The sequence below is a fragment of the Alkalibacterium putridalgicola genome (genome assembly GCF_040959045.1).
Lineage (GTDB): Bacteria > Bacillota > Bacilli > Lactobacillales > Carnobacteriaceae_A > Alkalibacterium > Alkalibacterium putridalgicola.
This window is the reverse complement of the sequence record NZ_CP162615.1, coordinates 2,321,759-2,337,310: the sequence shown is the minus strand read 5'-3', so window position 1 is coordinate 2,337,310 and position 15,552 is coordinate 2,321,759. Positions and strand designations below refer to the sequence as shown.

General features: G+C 46.4%; 16 protein-coding genes. 8 read left to right on the top strand and 8 right to left on the bottom strand.

Going from position 1 to position 15,552, the window contains the following annotated elements:
* Positions 1-337 precede the first annotated feature (337 nt).
* The 3 genes from AB4027_RS11060 to AB4027_RS11050 all read right to left on the bottom strand — a co-directional run bounded on the left by AB4027_RS11060 (position 338) and on the right by AB4027_RS11050 (position 2,027).
* Positions 338-718, bottom strand: coding sequence for a hypothetical protein (locus AB4027_RS11060; RefSeq protein ID WP_368645379.1), 381 nt, complete (start codon positions 716-718; stop codon positions 338-340).
* A gap of 173 nt (positions 719-891) precedes the next feature.
* Positions 892-1,281: a hypothetical protein gene (locus AB4027_RS11055; protein WP_368645378.1), complete on the bottom strand. Its 390-nt coding sequence runs from the start codon at positions 1,279-1,281 to the stop codon at positions 892-894.
* A 23-nt stretch (positions 1,282-1,304) separates the two neighbouring features.
* Complete coding sequence (locus AB4027_RS11050) at positions 1,305-2,027, bottom strand: hypothetical protein (protein ID WP_368645377.1); 723 nt, start codon at positions 2,025-2,027, stop codon at positions 1,305-1,307.
* A gap of 226 nt (positions 2,028-2,253) precedes the next feature.
* Here AB4027_RS11050 and csaA point away from each other — a divergent pair, with 226 nt between their 5' ends.
* Complete coding sequence (gene csaA / locus AB4027_RS11045) at positions 2,254-2,583, top strand: chaperone CsaA (protein WP_368645376.1); 330 nt, start codon at positions 2,254-2,256, stop codon at positions 2,581-2,583.
* Positions 2,584-2,659: 76 nt separating this feature from the next.
* Here the strand turns inward: csaA and AB4027_RS11040 are convergent, their stop codons facing one another.
* From AB4027_RS11040 to AB4027_RS11020, 5 genes are all read right to left on the bottom strand, one after another.
* The gene (locus tag AB4027_RS11040; protein WP_368645375.1) at positions 2,660-3,049 is read right to left on the bottom strand and encodes a hypothetical protein; all 390 of its coding nucleotides are present in this window, start codon (positions 3,047-3,049) and stop codon (positions 2,660-2,662) included.
* Positions 3,050-3,171: 122 nt separating this feature from the next.
* A complete protein-coding gene (guaA, locus tag AB4027_RS11035; RefSeq protein WP_368645374.1) occupies positions 3,172-4,728 on the bottom strand; it encodes a glutamine-hydrolyzing GMP synthase in 1,557 nt (518 codons plus the stop codon).
* Between the two features lie 30 nt (positions 4,729-4,758).
* Positions 4,759-6,240: an IMP dehydrogenase gene (gene guaB, locus AB4027_RS11030; RefSeq protein ID WP_368645373.1), complete on the bottom strand. Its 1,482-nt coding sequence runs from the start codon at positions 6,238-6,240 to the stop codon at positions 4,759-4,761.
* Positions 6,241-7,022: 782 nt separating this feature from the next.
* On the bottom strand, positions 7,023-8,543 hold the full coding sequence (locus AB4027_RS11025) for an ABC transporter permease/substrate-binding protein (RefSeq protein WP_368645372.1): 1,521 nt from the start codon (positions 8,541-8,543) through the stop codon (positions 7,023-7,025).
* A complete protein-coding gene (locus AB4027_RS11020) occupies positions 8,540-9,520 on the bottom strand; it encodes an ABC transporter ATP-binding protein (protein ID WP_368645371.1) in 981 nt (326 codons plus the stop codon). The genes AB4027_RS11025 and AB4027_RS11020 overlap by 4 nt, the downstream gene beginning before the upstream one ends.
* 134 nt (positions 9,521-9,654) lie before the next feature.
* Here AB4027_RS11020 and AB4027_RS11015 point away from each other — a divergent pair, with 134 nt between their 5' ends.
* From AB4027_RS11015 to AB4027_RS10985, 7 genes are all read left to right on the top strand, one after another.
* Entirely contained in the window at positions 9,655-10,128 is a 474-nt protein-coding gene (locus AB4027_RS11015; protein ID WP_368645370.1) for a GNAT family N-acetyltransferase, read from the top strand.
* 348 nt (positions 10,129-10,476) lie between these two features.
* Positions 10,477-10,797 carry a hypothetical protein gene (locus AB4027_RS11010; RefSeq protein WP_368645369.1) on the top strand — a complete coding sequence of 107 codons (321 nt, stop codon included), beginning with the start codon at positions 10,477-10,479 and terminating at the stop codon, positions 10,795-10,797.
* Positions 10,798-10,912: 115 nt separating this feature from the next.
* Positions 10,913-11,086: a hypothetical protein gene (locus AB4027_RS11005; protein ID WP_177165496.1), complete on the top strand. Its 174-nt coding sequence runs from the start codon at positions 10,913-10,915 to the stop codon at positions 11,084-11,086.
* A 251-nt stretch (positions 11,087-11,337) separates the two neighbouring features.
* Entirely contained in the window at positions 11,338-12,501 is a 1,164-nt protein-coding gene (locus tag AB4027_RS11000; RefSeq protein ID WP_368645368.1) for a hypothetical protein, read from the top strand.
* A gap of 11 nt (positions 12,502-12,512) precedes the next feature.
* Positions 12,513-13,706, top strand: coding sequence for a hypothetical protein (locus AB4027_RS10995; protein ID WP_368645367.1), 1,194 nt, complete (start codon positions 12,513-12,515; stop codon positions 13,704-13,706).
* Positions 13,703-14,650 (top strand): ABC transporter ATP-binding protein, encoded by a 948-nt coding sequence (locus AB4027_RS10990; protein ID WP_368645366.1) that lies wholly within the window; start codon positions 13,703-13,705, stop codon positions 14,648-14,650. The genes AB4027_RS10995 and AB4027_RS10990 overlap by 4 nt, the downstream gene beginning before the upstream one ends.
* The gene (locus AB4027_RS10985; protein WP_368645365.1) at positions 14,628-15,551 is read left to right on the top strand and encodes a hypothetical protein; all 924 of its coding nucleotides are present in this window, start codon (positions 14,628-14,630) and stop codon (positions 15,549-15,551) included. Before AB4027_RS10990 ends, AB4027_RS10985 begins: the two co-directional genes overlap by 23 nt.
* The last annotated feature ends 1 nt before the right edge of the window (position 15,552 follow it).

Below are 15,552 nucleotides of genomic sequence, written 5' to 3'. Positions count from 1 at the left end.
ACATTTTATGGTAGTCAGAAGAAATATGAAGTTGCTGGTGGTTTCTTTACCATCTCAAAGGTGACTTTTCTATCGAGATAGTACGGGAATATGAAAGCCTACTGACTGGATGTCAATTATTCTAGTGAGTAAGTATGCGTCGAGCTATGCATACCATCTCGATCAGCTTTTTACTCCTCGTGTTAGTACGCGGTTCCCTGGGCTTACCATCTCAAGTACCATCAGCTAGTCCAGTTAGTATTTAAGTCGATTCCAATGCCCATTCATCTACATTTTCACTCTTGAGTGGGACATATTCTTCGCCAAAGATGGATTTACTTTTACATAAATAAATAGGTCACTCTTTATTCCTCTTGGTTAGTTTAATTGATTCAACAAAGTAATTGAAAACGAAATAACCTACTATGACGAGAGCATAGCCGGTCCATACGGCGGGTCCCTCAAAGCTGCTTACTATGATACCTAAAATAAATAAACTGACGAATTCCCAAAAAAACCAGGGCGCATTACTTATTTCGATATAGTCACCATCATTTACAACTAGTTTGTTGCTCCTGCTGCCAAATTGTTTGATCTGCAGGACTGATTCTTCTTCAGGAAGAGTGAATTCTTTCTCTTCCCCCTGTGCAATTTTTCCAACATCCTCATTATTGATCTCGATTTTGAATTTTATAAAAGAAGCTGCAACTTCTGTATCCCTTATAAGTATAAAAGCCATATAATTTCCTCCTAGGTTATTAAAAAAATCTTCATCATCTTCAAGGTTTTCACCACGGACCAGCCGGACGGTACCAGGCTGGAAAATGATACCGTTACACATATTCCAGTGGATTGATTAAAGCCAAAAGGGAGCGTGTACTCTTGGTTGAGGGAGCGTTTGCCTTGGCGTGGTCATGGTGTGAACTTGTTATTGATCTTCGTTAATTTTAATGAGTCAGTCTTTATAAGTAAGATAAAAAAGCATGTAATCGCAACGAGTAGACTGATAAATATGGCGAGTGCTTCAAGGAGAGTGACTATAGGTACAAATAATACTACGAGCAAAACCATCCATCGAAGTCCCGTTCCGTTGGATATTTCCACTTGATCGCCATCGTTGACCGTAAGTGTGTTGCTTTTTCCGCTGAACTGCTTTATCTGAATTATGGAATTATCTTCTGGAAGAGTGATCGTCTTCTCTTCACCTAATGCTATTTTTGTAACTGGCTTATTGTTTAGCCATATTTTGAATTTCAGCAATGAACCAGCGACATAGGGATTGCGTGTCAATGTGATCGTCATTTTCGTCTCTCCTTATCATTATTTTAAGTCAACAGCAGCAAAATACTGTAACCCACTACGCCAGAAGCAAAAGCTGCAAAACTACTTTTTCGCTGCTCTGGTAGTTCTTCTTTCAAGATATTAAGGATGATCCCGCCTGCTAGAAAAGCGAAAAGTGCGGACATGAAAACTTGATTGATTTCAAAAGCGTATCCTAAGAGAAAACCGGTAATACTTCCTAAAGACAGGACCCATCTTCCGTATTTATCATATTTGCCCTTGTAATGGACTCTGAGACCCTGATCAACGACAAAGAAATGGAGACCTAAAGCTGTTCCGTATAGCAGTAAAGAGGCTAAAGACTCCCTCTCCCTATTTACCAACAGATATCCCGTTACAGTATTGTATATAGCGGTAGATACGAGATGGATCCAAAAGGTGCTTTGTATATAAGCTGGATCCACTCCTTTTTTCTCTTTAGACAGCTTGCTCATTCGTTCCAGCCCATAAAAAATGGTCAATCCCAAAAGAGAGATGACATATATATGACTTTCTAATGATAGCAAAAAATTATTTGTTAAAAGCTCTTCGATAGTTTCCTGGTTTTCACTAAGTTCTGGAAGGATATGTATAAAAACATACGAAACTGCTACTCCTCCCGCAGTGGATAAGAATTTACTTCTGGGTACTCTGTCTAGCACCTTCAAATAGGTCGTACTTATATGTATGATGGTGAAAACGAACGTTATGAGTAATGGGATCAGCATGAAATCACTCCTCGTTATTTATATTTATGTAGGTATGACTGAGAGCCACTGATAGAAGTGCCCTCATAAACAACTTTACTATAGATATTAAAAAAACTCTAACTATAAGCTGGTCGAGCATTTTTAATTGCAATTTCAAGTCTATGCCTGCTGTGTTATGATGGACCAATAATTTGTAAGTTAATATGAACGTGAATGTATGGAATACATAGAGGAGGAATTGATCATGGCAACGATAGAGGATTTTATGAAGTTGGATATGCGTATCGGAACCGTTGTGAAGGCAGAGCCGTTTCCGGAAGCTCGGCAGCCCGCGATAAAATTAGACATCGATTTTGGAGAAATGGGAATCAAACAGTCATCCGCGCAGATCACCCAGAGATATGAACCGGAGCAGCTTGTGGGAAAACAGGTGGTTGCCGTCGTAAACTTCCCGCCCAGACGTATAGCGGGGTTTAAATCCGAAGTGCTGGTCATCGGCGGTGTGCCAACTGAAGGTGATGTGGTGCTCTTAAAACCGGACGAGCGAGTTGAAAATGGAACACCTATAGCCTGAGATTTTTTGTTATAAACCACGGGTGTTGACAAAACAACCACGCTCTTAGTTAAGAGAGCGTGGTTGTTTTAGGTTATTATAAGCTTTTAGAATCATCAAGTTTTTCAAGTTTATAGATATTCACGAATTGTAGGATCAGTAAGAATCCCAAAACAACAAGTGCAGAACCGATCCATCTGGCACTACCGTCAAATATGTTCAATACGGGGATCAGCATGGCTATAAAAAGAAGCATAAGTAGAAGCCCTGATCCATTGGTCACTTTAACATGGTCGCCGTCATTTACAATAAGTTTGTTGCTTTTACCATTGAACTGTTTAATTTGTAAAACGGCTTCCTGTTCTGGAACAGACAATTCTTTTACTTCTTTCTGTGCAATTTTAGCTATCTGAGTACCATTGACCCATACCTTGAATTTCATTGATGAACCCACAGCTTCTGTTTCTCGTTTAAGTGTAACCGCCATACTATTACCTCCTGATTATAATTAAGTATAGCATGGAGATGATATATATTTATAGTGTGTTTATGCAATAGATAGTAAAACTTTACCCTCTTATCATGACAATAAGAGGGTAAAGTTTATTTTTATTCCCACTCAACAGTGGATGGTGGCTTGCTGGTTATGTCGTACACGATGCGGTTGACGTGACTGACTTCGTTGACGATGCGAACAGAAATCTTCTGCAGGATGTCCCATGGGATACGGGCAAAGTCTGCGGTCATGCCGTCGATCGAGGTGATGGCGCGGATACCGATAGTATAGTCATAGGTTCTCGCATCACCCATGACCCCCACACTCTTGAAGCCAGGCAGAACCGTGAAGTATTGCCAGATGTCGCGGTCTAGGCCGGCTTTTTTGATTTCTTCGCGCAGGATTGCGTCGCTTTCTCTGACGATCTCCAGTTTGTCTTCGGTGATTTCACCGATCACACGGATACCAAGACCAGGTCCCGGGAAAGGCTGGCGCCAGACGAGAGATTCGGGCATGTCGAGTTCCAGTCCCAGTTCACGCACTTCATCTTTGAATAAAGTATTCAAGGGTTCAATTAGCTGGAAAGTCATGTCATCAGGCAGTCCACCTACATTATGGTGCGACTTGATGGTCTGAGCGGTGGCTGTGCCGCTTTCGATGACGTCCGTGTAAAGCGTGCCTTGCGCAAGGTAGTCGATTCCGTCGAGCTTGGCTGCCTCGTCATTGAAGACGTAGATGAATTCATTTCCAATGATCTTGCGTTTCTGTTCGGGATCGGAAACCCCTTCGAGTTTATTCAAGAAACGGTCTTTGGCATCGACGCGGATAACGTTCAGACCGAACTTGCCCTGCAGGCTGTCCATGACCTGGTCGCCCTCGTCTTTACGCAGGAGGCCGTGATCGACAAAGATACACGTCAGCTGGTCACCGATGGCTTTATTCAAAAGTACACCGACCACACTGGAGTCCACGCCGCCGGACAGGCCTAAAAGGACCTTCTTGTCGCCAACGAGTTCACGAATTTTTTCAACTTCCATATCGATGAAGTTCTGCATGCTCCAGTTGCCGGAACAATCGCAGACACCAAAGGCAAAATTGCGCAGCAGTTCATTGCCATGTTCGGTATGGCGGACTTCCGGATGGAACTGGACCGCGTGAAAGTTCTTGTCTGCATTTTCTATGGCGCTGATCGGGCAGTGTTCATTGGATGCCGTCACTGTAAAGCCTTCTGGAAGATCTGTGACGTAATCGCCGTGACTCATCCAGACGTTTTCGCTGGCTTCAAGGGACGTAAAGAGGTCAGCCGTACGATCGCTGATTGAAATTTCAGCTTTGCCGTACTCGCGGTTCAGACTCGGCTTCACTTCGCCGCCGAGCATATAGGTCATCAGCTGCATGCCGTAACAGATCCCTAAGATCGGGATGCCCAGCTCAAATATCTCAGGGTCGATGGAGAAGGCATTTTCATCATAGACGCTCATCGGGCCGCCGGAAAAGATGATGCCTTTCACATTCATATTTTTCAGTTCTTCTGCCGTCGTTGTATGGGGAAGAAGCTCAGAGTACACACCGAATTCTCTGATGCGGCGTGTGATTAGCTGATTGTACTGGCTCCCAAAGTCTAAAACGACTAATTTTTCTAGTTTGGTTGTATCAATGACTGAAGTCACTCGTTTCCCACCTTTCAAAAGTAAAATTGTTTAACGCATGGTATAGTTGGGTGCTTCTTTTGTGATCTGAACATCATGCGGATGCGATTCTTTCAGTCCGGCACCGCTCATCTGAACGAACTGGGTCTCTTCGCGCAGGCCCTGGATGTCTTTGGCGCCGACATAACCCATGCCTGAACGGAGGCCTCCGAGCATCTGGAAGATGACTTCTTCCAGGCTGCCTTTGTATTCGATGCGTCCTTCGATGCCTTCAGGGACGAGCTTGTTGGCTTCGTTCACTGAATTCTGGAAGTAGCGGTCGCTGGAGCCTTTTTTCATAGCGCCTAAGCTACCCATCCCGCGATAGGTCTTGAAGCGGCGTCCCTGGAAGAGTTCGAATTCACCAGGCGATTCGTCCGTTCCGGCCAGCAGACTTCCGAGCATGACAGCATGTCCGCCGGCAGCCAGGGCTTTGACGATATCGCCGGAATATTTGATCCCGCCGTCTGCGATGATGGGCTTGTTGAATTCCTTGGCGACGGTCGCGGCATCGTAAATGGCTGTGATCTGCGGTACACCGACACCGGCAACGACGCGTGTGGTACAAATTGAACCTGGTCCGATCCCGACTTTCACGACATCCACGCCGGTTTCAAAGAGTGCGCGTGTGCCTTCGCCGGTTGCGACATTTCCAGCAATCAAAGCAACATCCGGGAAAGCTTCTCTGAGTTCTCTGATCTTACGGATCACGCCGGCACTGTGACCGTGAGCGGTATCGATGACGATCGCATCCACTTCAGCGTCTACAAGGGCCTGTGCGCGTTCGAAGGAATCACTCGTCACGCCGATCGCGGCACCGACAAGTAGACGGCCGTGTCCATCTTTAGCGGCGTTGGGGAATTGGACGACTTTTTCGATATCCTTGATCGTGATGAGTCCGCTGAGTCGACTATCATTGTCAACGAGCGGCAGTTTTTCGATTTTGTGTTTCTGAAGGATTTTTTCAGCTTCTTCTAAAGAAGTTCCGACCGGAGCAGTCACCAGTTCCTCATCTGTCATTTCTGTACTGATCTTTTGTGTGTAGTCTGTCAAAAAGCGCATGTCGCGGTTCGTCAGGATTCCGACCAGGACGCGGTCTTCCATGGTGTTGACCAGAGGCACGCCGCTGATACGGTAACGGGACATCAATTCTTCAGCGTCTGAGATCAGATGGTCAGGGGTCAGATAGAACGGGTCGATGATGACGCCGTTTTCCGAACGTTTCACTTTACGTACTTCCATCGCCTGATCTTCGATCGACATATTCTTGTGGATGATTCCAAGCCCGCCCTGACGTGCCATGGCGATCGCCATGCGTGAATCTGTGACGGTATCCATGCTGGCGCTTAAGATCGGCACAGAGAGTTTAACTTTCTCGGTGAGTTTCGTGCTCAGGTCCACGTCGTTGGGCAGGACATGGCTTTCCTGCGGCAGTAACAGAACATCGTCGAACGTTAATCCTTTTTTAGCAAATTTCGTTTCCCATTGTGACATAAATGAATAGCCTCCTTGGATTATATGTGTGACCGGCTTTTGATTTTAAGGACTAGTGTATCAAAGCGATCGGAGGCGGTCAAAGGGTATTTTCAAGGCTTTGTCATTATGAGAGGCTTATCATAAACGGTGATTGTGACTTTTCGAATTAATAACGGTTCCAAGTTTGATAATATCGAGTTCGTTTAAATTATATATGTTTAAAAATAAAACCATGAGTAGTCGATTCTAATCAAAATATTATAATTATTCGTGCACAGATAGTATTTAATGTTAAGTTTTTAAAACGAAAAGGCGAATGTTCGCCTTTTTCATCTGGATATAATCAGCAATATCCGAACATTGTTACGAAAATAAGAATACCCTTTAGAGTAGGATTTATGTTAAAATCGGACTATTTTGATCTGTTATCGGTTTGACTACTGTGAGTTCATCTGCCGGCCGGCCATCTGAACCGGAATCAAACCCACAGAAGGTGAAGTACAGCTCCTTTTGCAAGTCCTGAACTTCACATTTTGACGTTTTTGTTCAGTTCGAGCCATCATATAGAGGCTGAACTCCACTTTTTAATGAACAAGTGAAGTTTACGCCTTCCCAGAGCAGCTGAACTTAACTTTTTAGCATTTAAGTGAAGTTTACTTATGTTTAGAGAAGCCAAACTCAATAAATCGGGCTTAAACCTGTAAGTCCATAAGAAAAAGCAGTCCAGGCCCTGCTTTCATACAGGCTGAACTGCTTTCTGATCATTCAATTTATCTGGCGGGCATGCATCAGAGATTCGTTTATTCTTCAAGCAAGCCTTCTTCGATCAGGAACTCACGGGCAACTTCTTCGGCCGGCCGGTCTTCCACGTCGACTTCATAATTCATGGCCCGCATCTGGTCACTGGTGATCATGCCGTCTAAAACAGACAAGGCGTCTTCGATCTCAGGATGCTCTTCGATCAGTTCCGTCATCATCAAAGGTGCTCCTTGATAAGGTGGGAAGAGTTCCATATCGTCTTCCAGAACGACCAGGTCGTAGACTTCAAGCTGACTGTCTGTGCTGTAGGCATCGATCAGGTTGACGTCGCCCTGTTCGATCGCTTCATAACGGAGCTGAGGTTCCATGGTGATGACTTCACCGAATGTGAGGCCATACATGTCCTGGATGCCAGGATAGCCATCTTCACGGTCATTGAATTCCAGAGTGAAGCCGGCACTGACCTCGTTCTGTACCGATTCCAGATCGGAAATGGTTTCCAGATCGTATTCCTCAGCGAATTCTGACGTTACCGCCAGGGCATAGGTATTATTGAAAGCCATCGGATCAAGCAAAGTCATGTCGTATTCTTCCTGCAGACGGTCTCTAGCCTCCGCGTATACTTCTTCTTTCGGCGTACCCGGTTCAGGCACTTCTTCAAAGAAGTTAGTCAATACGGTCCCGGTAAATTCGGTGTAGATATCGATCTCACCAGAACGGAGGGCATTGAAGATAAAGGTCGTTTTTCCGAAATTCGGTTCCACTTCAGCCGACAGTTCGGTCTCCTGTTCGATCAGGAGTTTATAGACATTCATTAAGATTTCCGGTTCAGCACCGAGCTTGCCAGCGATCACCAGATCATCCTCTTCTGAATTGAACAGTGGGATGATCAGCAGGCCACCGATGATGACGATGGCAGAACCTAGAATAATAGCTGTTTTTCTGAAAGACGTGTGCTGCAGATAGCTGAGCAGGCGGTCAAACAGGATAGCCAGTAAGGCGGCTGGAACGGCACCTAATATGATCAGGTAATTGTTCCCGCGGTCGATCCCCAGCAAAATCAGGCTTCCTAAACCACCGGCACCGATCAAAGCCGCAACCGTTGCGGTACCGATGATCAGTACAGTGGCTGTTCGGATCCCCGCCATGATAACCGGCAGCGCTAAAGGCAGCTGGACTTTTCTCAGCTTCCGTGAGCGGTCCATACCCATAGCATCAGCCGCTTCGTTAAGCGAAGGGTCGATACCCGTCAATCCGGTGTATGTATTTCTCAGGATCGGAAGGAGGGCATAGATGATCAGGGCCATGATGGCCGGAATGGATCCAATCCCAACGAGTGGGATCAACAGACCCAGTATCGCAAGGGATGGGATCGTCTGAAAAATCGCAGTGACTTGAATGATCGGTTCGGCGATCTTCTTATGGTTCATCAGGAATATGCCCAAAGGAACCGCAATGAGTACCGCGATAAACAGGGAAATGAAGGATAACTGCATATGTTCGATCAAGGCGGTCCAGACGTCCTGCTGGCGTGCCTGCAGCGTTTCTAAAAGGCCACTCATGCGTTAACCTCCTTTTTTGACTTTTCTTCAGCGAGGGTGTCATCTGCATAATAATGAATCAGATGTTCTCGCTTGATATAAAGCGATTCACTGTCTGCGGCTGTTTCCACTTTAACCGCACCAGAACGTGCCAGGGCAAGGGTCAAGTCATCCAGAGAGGTGTCGAGCGTGACGGTCTCCTCGAAAGGCGTTTCTTTGTTCGTACAAAAGCCTTTGTCGATAAAGGTCTGTACGGTTTTTTCTCCTTCATAGTAAGGGAGACCCGTACGAAGGAAGTCTTTGACAAAGTCATTGGCTGGGTGTTTCAGTATCTCGTCAGCTGTGCCGACCTGTTCGATCTTTCCTTTATTCATCACACAGATGCGGTCACCGAGCTGAATGGCTTCCTGTATATCGTGAGTCACAAAGACAACCGTCTTCTTGAATTTACGCTGCAGCTTCAGTACATCCTGCTGCAGGCTGTTTCGCGTGATGGGATCCAAAGCGCCAAACGGTTCATCCATCAGAATGATATCCGGATTAGCCGCCAGTGCACGGACGACGCCGACACGCTGCTGTTCCCCTCCGGACAGTTCCGAGATTTGACGACCTCGGTATTTATCCGGATCTAAATTCACACTCTCGAGCAATTCGGTCACACGGTTCCGCATGTCTTCTTTCGACCACTTCAACATTTCGGGAACGATCGTGATGTTCTCTTCAACTGTCATATTGGGGAAAAGGGCGATCTGCTGCAGGACATAACCGATATTCCACCTGAGCTCCTGGATGTCATATTCACTGATTTTTTCGCCATCGATGTATAAGTACCCTTCGGATAAAAGGATGAGTTTATTGATCATTTTTAACGTTGTTGTTTTGCCGCTGCCACTTGGGCCGATGAGGACAAAAAATTCGCCTTCATTGATTTCCAGATCGAAGTCAGAAACCACAGCTGTACCGTCGTAACGCTTGGTTACATTATCAAAACGTATCATGTTCCACCGTCCTCCTTCTTCTTATTATCTAAGTATAACAAACTATATTAATTATTATGTAATCATATACTCAATGATATTGAAGAAACCTTTAATAAACGGTATACTTTCCTGTAAGTAAAGGGGAGAAGCCGATGGTTGAATTACGTAAAATCGCAGAGAAAGATAATCAGGCAGTGGGAGAGATCGTCCAGGAGTCATTAAAGAGCAGAGGACTGAATTTGCCGGGGACAGCTTACTTTGATCCGCATCTGTTTTCGCTCTATGCTTATTATCAGGAGCCTAAACGCGCTTACTGGGTGCTGGAAGAAGAAGGTAAAATTGTAGGAGGCTGCGGCATCGGTTCATTCGGGGAAAGTGAAACAGTTGGGGAACTGCAGAAGCTTTATATCCGTGATGAAGCGCAAGGAAAAGGTTATGCGCATGTATTGATGAAACAGGCGCTGGCCTTCGCTGAAGATCATTACGAAGCTGTTTATATCGACACGTTTGCTTCATTGAAGGAAGCGAACAGGCTGTATGAGAAATATGGTTTTGTGAAGCTGAGCGAACCGATCGCAGGCTCCGAACACAACGCCTGCGACACCTGGTTTTTGAAGGAGTTTTAGTGGACGCAGAATTAACATCAGTTAACTCAGATGTGATTTTCCGCGAGTGCGTCGAATGATCATCACAATAGCAGTACTCACACGTCAAATCACGTGAGTACGTCGAATGAAGGGGACAATGGCAGTACTCACTCGCAAAATCTCGTGAGTACGTCGAAAGAAGGGCACAATGGCAGTACTCACCTGCAAAATCACGCGAGTACGCCGAAAGAAGGGCACAATGGCAGTACTCACTCGTAAAATGACGCGAGTACGTCGAATGATCATCATAATGGCAGTACTCACCCGCAAAATCTCGTGAGTACACCGAAAGAAGGGCACAATAGCAGTACTCACTCGAAAAACTGCGTGAGTACGCCGAAAGAAGGGCACAATGGCAGTACTCACTCGCAAAACCGCGTGAGTACGTCGAAAGAAGGGCGTAAAGGCATTACTCAACTGAGAAATCTCGTGAGTCCGTCGAATGATGATCACAATGGCAGTACTCACACGTCAAATCACGTGAGTACGTCGAATGAGCAGCGCAATGGCAGTACTCACCCGCAAAATCGCGTGAGTACGTCGAATGAAGGTCACAATAGCAGTACTCACTCGCAAAACTGCGTGGGTACGCCGAAAGAGCACTACAATGGCCCTGCTCAAAAGCAATCGTCTTTGGGTGAGCGTTAAGAATGATCAACGTATGGTAAGAAAGCTTTAGATCGGAAAATCCTCGTCGCAGGACGAGGATCACCTCTAAATAAAATCAAATTTCACAATACGTGAAAAAGAAAGGAGGGTCAAAATGACGAATTTATGGTTCTCAGTTTTTCCGCTTATAATGATGCTCTTCAGTCTCTTGATTGCCGGTGTGTTCATTTACGCTTTACTGTCTTTGGCACAAAGCAACCGTCAGCAGGCAGAGTCGTTAAGAGAAATCGAAAGAACGCTGAAACGCATGACAAATGTCAAAGACTGATGTAGACGTTCAGAAAATGATTCTTTTGCAGCACTTTATATAAAATATAATCCGGTTAATAAAAAACTGCTGAGCTTACTGTTCTGCAGTTTTTTGCGTTATAACCGCTCATATTATGAAGAAAGTATGAAATCCCCTTGAGATTAGAAAAAAATGATAAAATGTCGGATGTTTATGATTTTTCTGTGATAAACTAGTTAGACAAGTAAAAAACTATACAAACAAAGGGCGATCATATGATAAGGCAAGTAATGAGTGAAACGGTCACGTACATGTGGCGGAACAAGAAGAACAGGTTAGTCATGATCTTATGCCTGGGCGCTGTTCTTTTACATAGTCTATTTATTTTACCGAATACTCCGGGAAATGAGGAAGTGGATCTAACGCAGCTGGAACGACAGATGGAAGCGAACCGGCAGACGTTCGAAGATCAGCTGGCCAAAGGGCTCACGGTCCCGACCTTCTTCACCGGGACGAGTGCGTATGAAACAGCACGTAATGAGTATGTCAATCAGCGGGAGCTTCTGACAGCTCTGAATAACGGAGACGTCAGACGGTATCTGGAGATCCCTTACCGGCCGACAGCTCAAGGCTCGGAAGAGGGAGGCGGGAATGCGTTCAGTGTGCCCTTTAGAGTCCTCGGGAATGCGAAAGAAATGTTCTTTTCCAGCCAGAAAACAGATTATTACTTGAATGAAGCGGAACCGCTGACCTTTCATATGGTGCATGAGCGGACGAGCCTGCAGCAGCTCCATCTCTTTCTGATCGGACAGGGACCGTACATACTGCTACTACTCCTGCTGTTCATGATCAGCGATGTCATTACCAAGGACCGGTCACTGCGGACACAAAAAGCCGGGGTCCCTCTGAACTGGTTTGGCTATCTGTTCATCCAGTCGGTGACGGCACTCGGTTTCGTCACACTGTTTTTTGTGGCATTATCGGGTTTCTTCATTCTCCTGAATGGCCTGCTCCACGGCTTCGGTTCGATAGCCATGCCGGTCGGAGCTCTGGGTGAAGCCGAAAATGCGTATGCCATGCTGCCGTATATCACGATGGAAGTCGGGACTTTCCTGCTTCGAAGCCTGCCGTATGCGCTCCTTTTGATGTACGGCTTTACACGATTGAACACGCTGTTCAGTCTGATATTCAGGCACGATATCGTGACGTTTATTGCATCGGTGTTCGTTCTTTTGTTCCCGCAGCTTTATTACAGCCCCGGAACAGAAGAACTGCTCGGCATCAATCTGTCTTTCTACCCGCAGACCTATTACCATTTCGGTGATGTGGTGACGAGCAGACTGAACGTGCCTTATGACAGAGGCCTGTTGGTCCTGGCAGTCACTGTCTTAGTGATCGAACTGCTGAACGTTGGTGCCGCCAAAGTGATCAAACGCCAGAGCTTCGTGAGATAAGGAGGAGAAAAATGAAACGTGTATTGAAATGGAACGGACGGCTTTTACTGCGTGACTGGAAAACGCGCCTGCTGCTCATCGGCTTTTTTCTTTTCCTGGGGACGTTTTCCCTGCTCTACCGCCAGCAGAATGTGGTTTTGCCGGAAACTCAATTGCGTTCGGAATATAGTGACGCGCATAACATCTTCCGGCTGATCCCGGATGCTCATTTCGAAGGCGAACTGGGGGAAGAAGTTCAGCAGCGCCTCGGCCGGAATTCGACTCTGATCGGATTGAACCGGTACATACTGACGCAGCGTGAAGGGAATACGGTCGACGGACTGGAAGACGTCGTGTCTGATTACCTCAATAATGGACGGGATATGGCTGAAAACAATCTGTTTTTACTTGAAGCCACAGAATTTGAATCGCATGAACTTCTGACCTCCGTTTATTTACCGTCTAGAAGTGAAATCGAGCGCGAGATCGCTTTTTACGATGCATTAGAAGAAAGTGATTTGCCGATCGAATGGAACCCTTATGCGTCGTCCCAGATCCTGGAGCAGCAGCTGGAACTGTTCGTGTCGGTCGTCTTGTTCATTGCGATCGCACTGTTAGCCGGCGATCACTTTACAAAGGATCAGGAAAATAATTACAGTGTCACACAGGGCCTGCCTTTGCCGATGAAAATGCAGTGGCGCGGACGAAGTTTTCTGCTCTGGCTGATGACCTGGCTGGCCGCTCTCCTGGGGATCGGTGCGAGCTACGGTCTGTCTTTATTCTTTGAAACGACCGGCAGTCTGAACTATCCGGTGGAACTTTATGTCGACCAGGCTGTCACCTACATCCCGTTATGGCAATACGGCTTACTGCTGACCGGACTCGGTATGATCGTCAGTTATTTGTTCCTTTTGATCATCACCGGACTCAGCTGGATGATCCGAAACATTTACCTGACACTCTTTATCGTCGCCGCGCTCGTCTTTCTGCCTCAAGTATGGACCCTGCTGGACCCTTGGACCTCCTGGCAGCCGTCCTTTTATACTGAAGTGGTTGCGGTAGTCTCAGGACAAAGTGCCATGCAGTTTGATTTGCCAGGGATCGTCTACTGGAAACTGCCGATCGTCGCACTGGGTGTCTGGCTGGCCCTTGAAGGCGTCTTCCACATCATCTTTAAACTGATACCGACCCAGCGTTCCGGACTGAAAAGGAGAGTGATCGAATGACTTTAGAAGTAAAAAATATAACCGTGGCTTATGGCGATAGGGAAGTCCTGAGCGACATCTCGTTCAAACTCGACAACAGTCAGATCATCGGCCTGGTCGCACCCAACGGGACCGGAAAAACGACTTTATTCAATGCCATCATGCGCTTTATTCCTGTGAAAGCCGGGCATGTGTATGTCGATGATCAAGAATACACGGCAAAAGACAAAGATGTGTTAAAACTGCATCAGCTCATCACTTTTTTCCCGGATCAGGCCGATCTGCATGAGAACTTCAGCGGGACCGAACACATCGAGATGTATGCGGATATGTGGGCCGGCAAAAAGGATCATGTGAGAGACATCATTAATCGGCTGGAAATGGATGATTATGTCGACCGCAAAGTCAGCACCTATTCTTTAGGCATGCGCCAGCGTCTGTGTTTTGCCATGGTGATCGCTTCCGACACACCGATCATGTTCATGGATGAAGTGATGAACGGTCTGGATCCGGAGAACGTTTCTTTAGTCTCTGATATTCTGATCGAACTGAGAGATGAAGGCAAGATCATCATCGTTGCGTCCCATTTGCTGGACAATCTGGATGAGTATGCCAATAAAGTCTTTTTCCTGAAAGACAAGAAACTGCATTTCGTTTTCGATCACAGCGATGAAAAGATCGATTACTTCAAACTCTTATGCACGGAAGAACAGGTGCAGTATCTGGAAACACACGTCACCCTGCCGGAAGAAACGATCCATTTGGGCAACAATGTCTTGTGTATCCCGCTCAACGACCTGAGCGAAGCCGAACAGCTGGCGATCTATAAACATCTGCGTCATTTAAAGGATGTTGAGATCACCGTCGGACCTTTAGGTACATCCGAATATTATTCTCATTTGTATGGGCTGAAAATCCATTCATTCAACAGGGGGCACCAGCATGACGAACCTGTTTCAAAGTAAAAAGTATCTGATCCTGTCACCTTTGCTGCTTCTTATTTTGTCAGGCTGTTCAAATTTTGCCGGTATAAGAACGCCGTTATATGACGGCGAACCGGTCGAACCGAATGAAGAAGCCATCGAAGAGTACGCAAAGACCCAGAAGATCAATGAAGAAAACGAAGCCCATTATTACAGGTATCCGTTGAGCGAGACTTTGTTCGAACCGTCGCTGGACTTTTCCGATGAAGAGATGGTCACCCTGGAAAAAGGGGCGTATACTGTAGGAGAAGACCTGCCTTCAGGACGGGTCATTTTCGAAGGCCATCCAAGTGACTTCAGCCCCGACGTCTTTATCATCCGGGCCGGGAATGTCACCGTTTATGACACAGAAGGAGTGGTGACCTTTGAAAACCACTTTCAGGAAAACAGCGGAGTGATGCAGGCGGTCGTTGATCTGCGCGAAGGCCAGACCATTCAAGTCGAAGGCGAGACCCCTGAGATCTTTGTCCACTATAATGAAGACGCCGCCGGAACTGATCCGGAATCTGAAACGGAAATGGAAGCAGAAACTGACTCGTCCCGGACCGTCGCTTTAATGGCGGGACACTATGAAGTGGGCAGACATATTGATGCAGGGACATATACTCTGGAGACGATCGAAGCGCCACGTACACCAGTCCTCTATCACTTCACAGACGGGGACATCGAAGTCGTCGAACTCACCCAAAATAGAGGGGCGAGCCCGAGGGTTCCTCCCGATGTCCTGGAAGAGTGGTTCGAACTGGGCCGTATCACGGAAGATGAATATGAACAGAACAAAGAGCTGATCGAAAATAAGCCGGACAAAGCGGTCATCGAATTGACCGACGGAGATAAACTATACCTTCCGATGCTGAACCGGCTGGAACTGGAAAAACACTGAG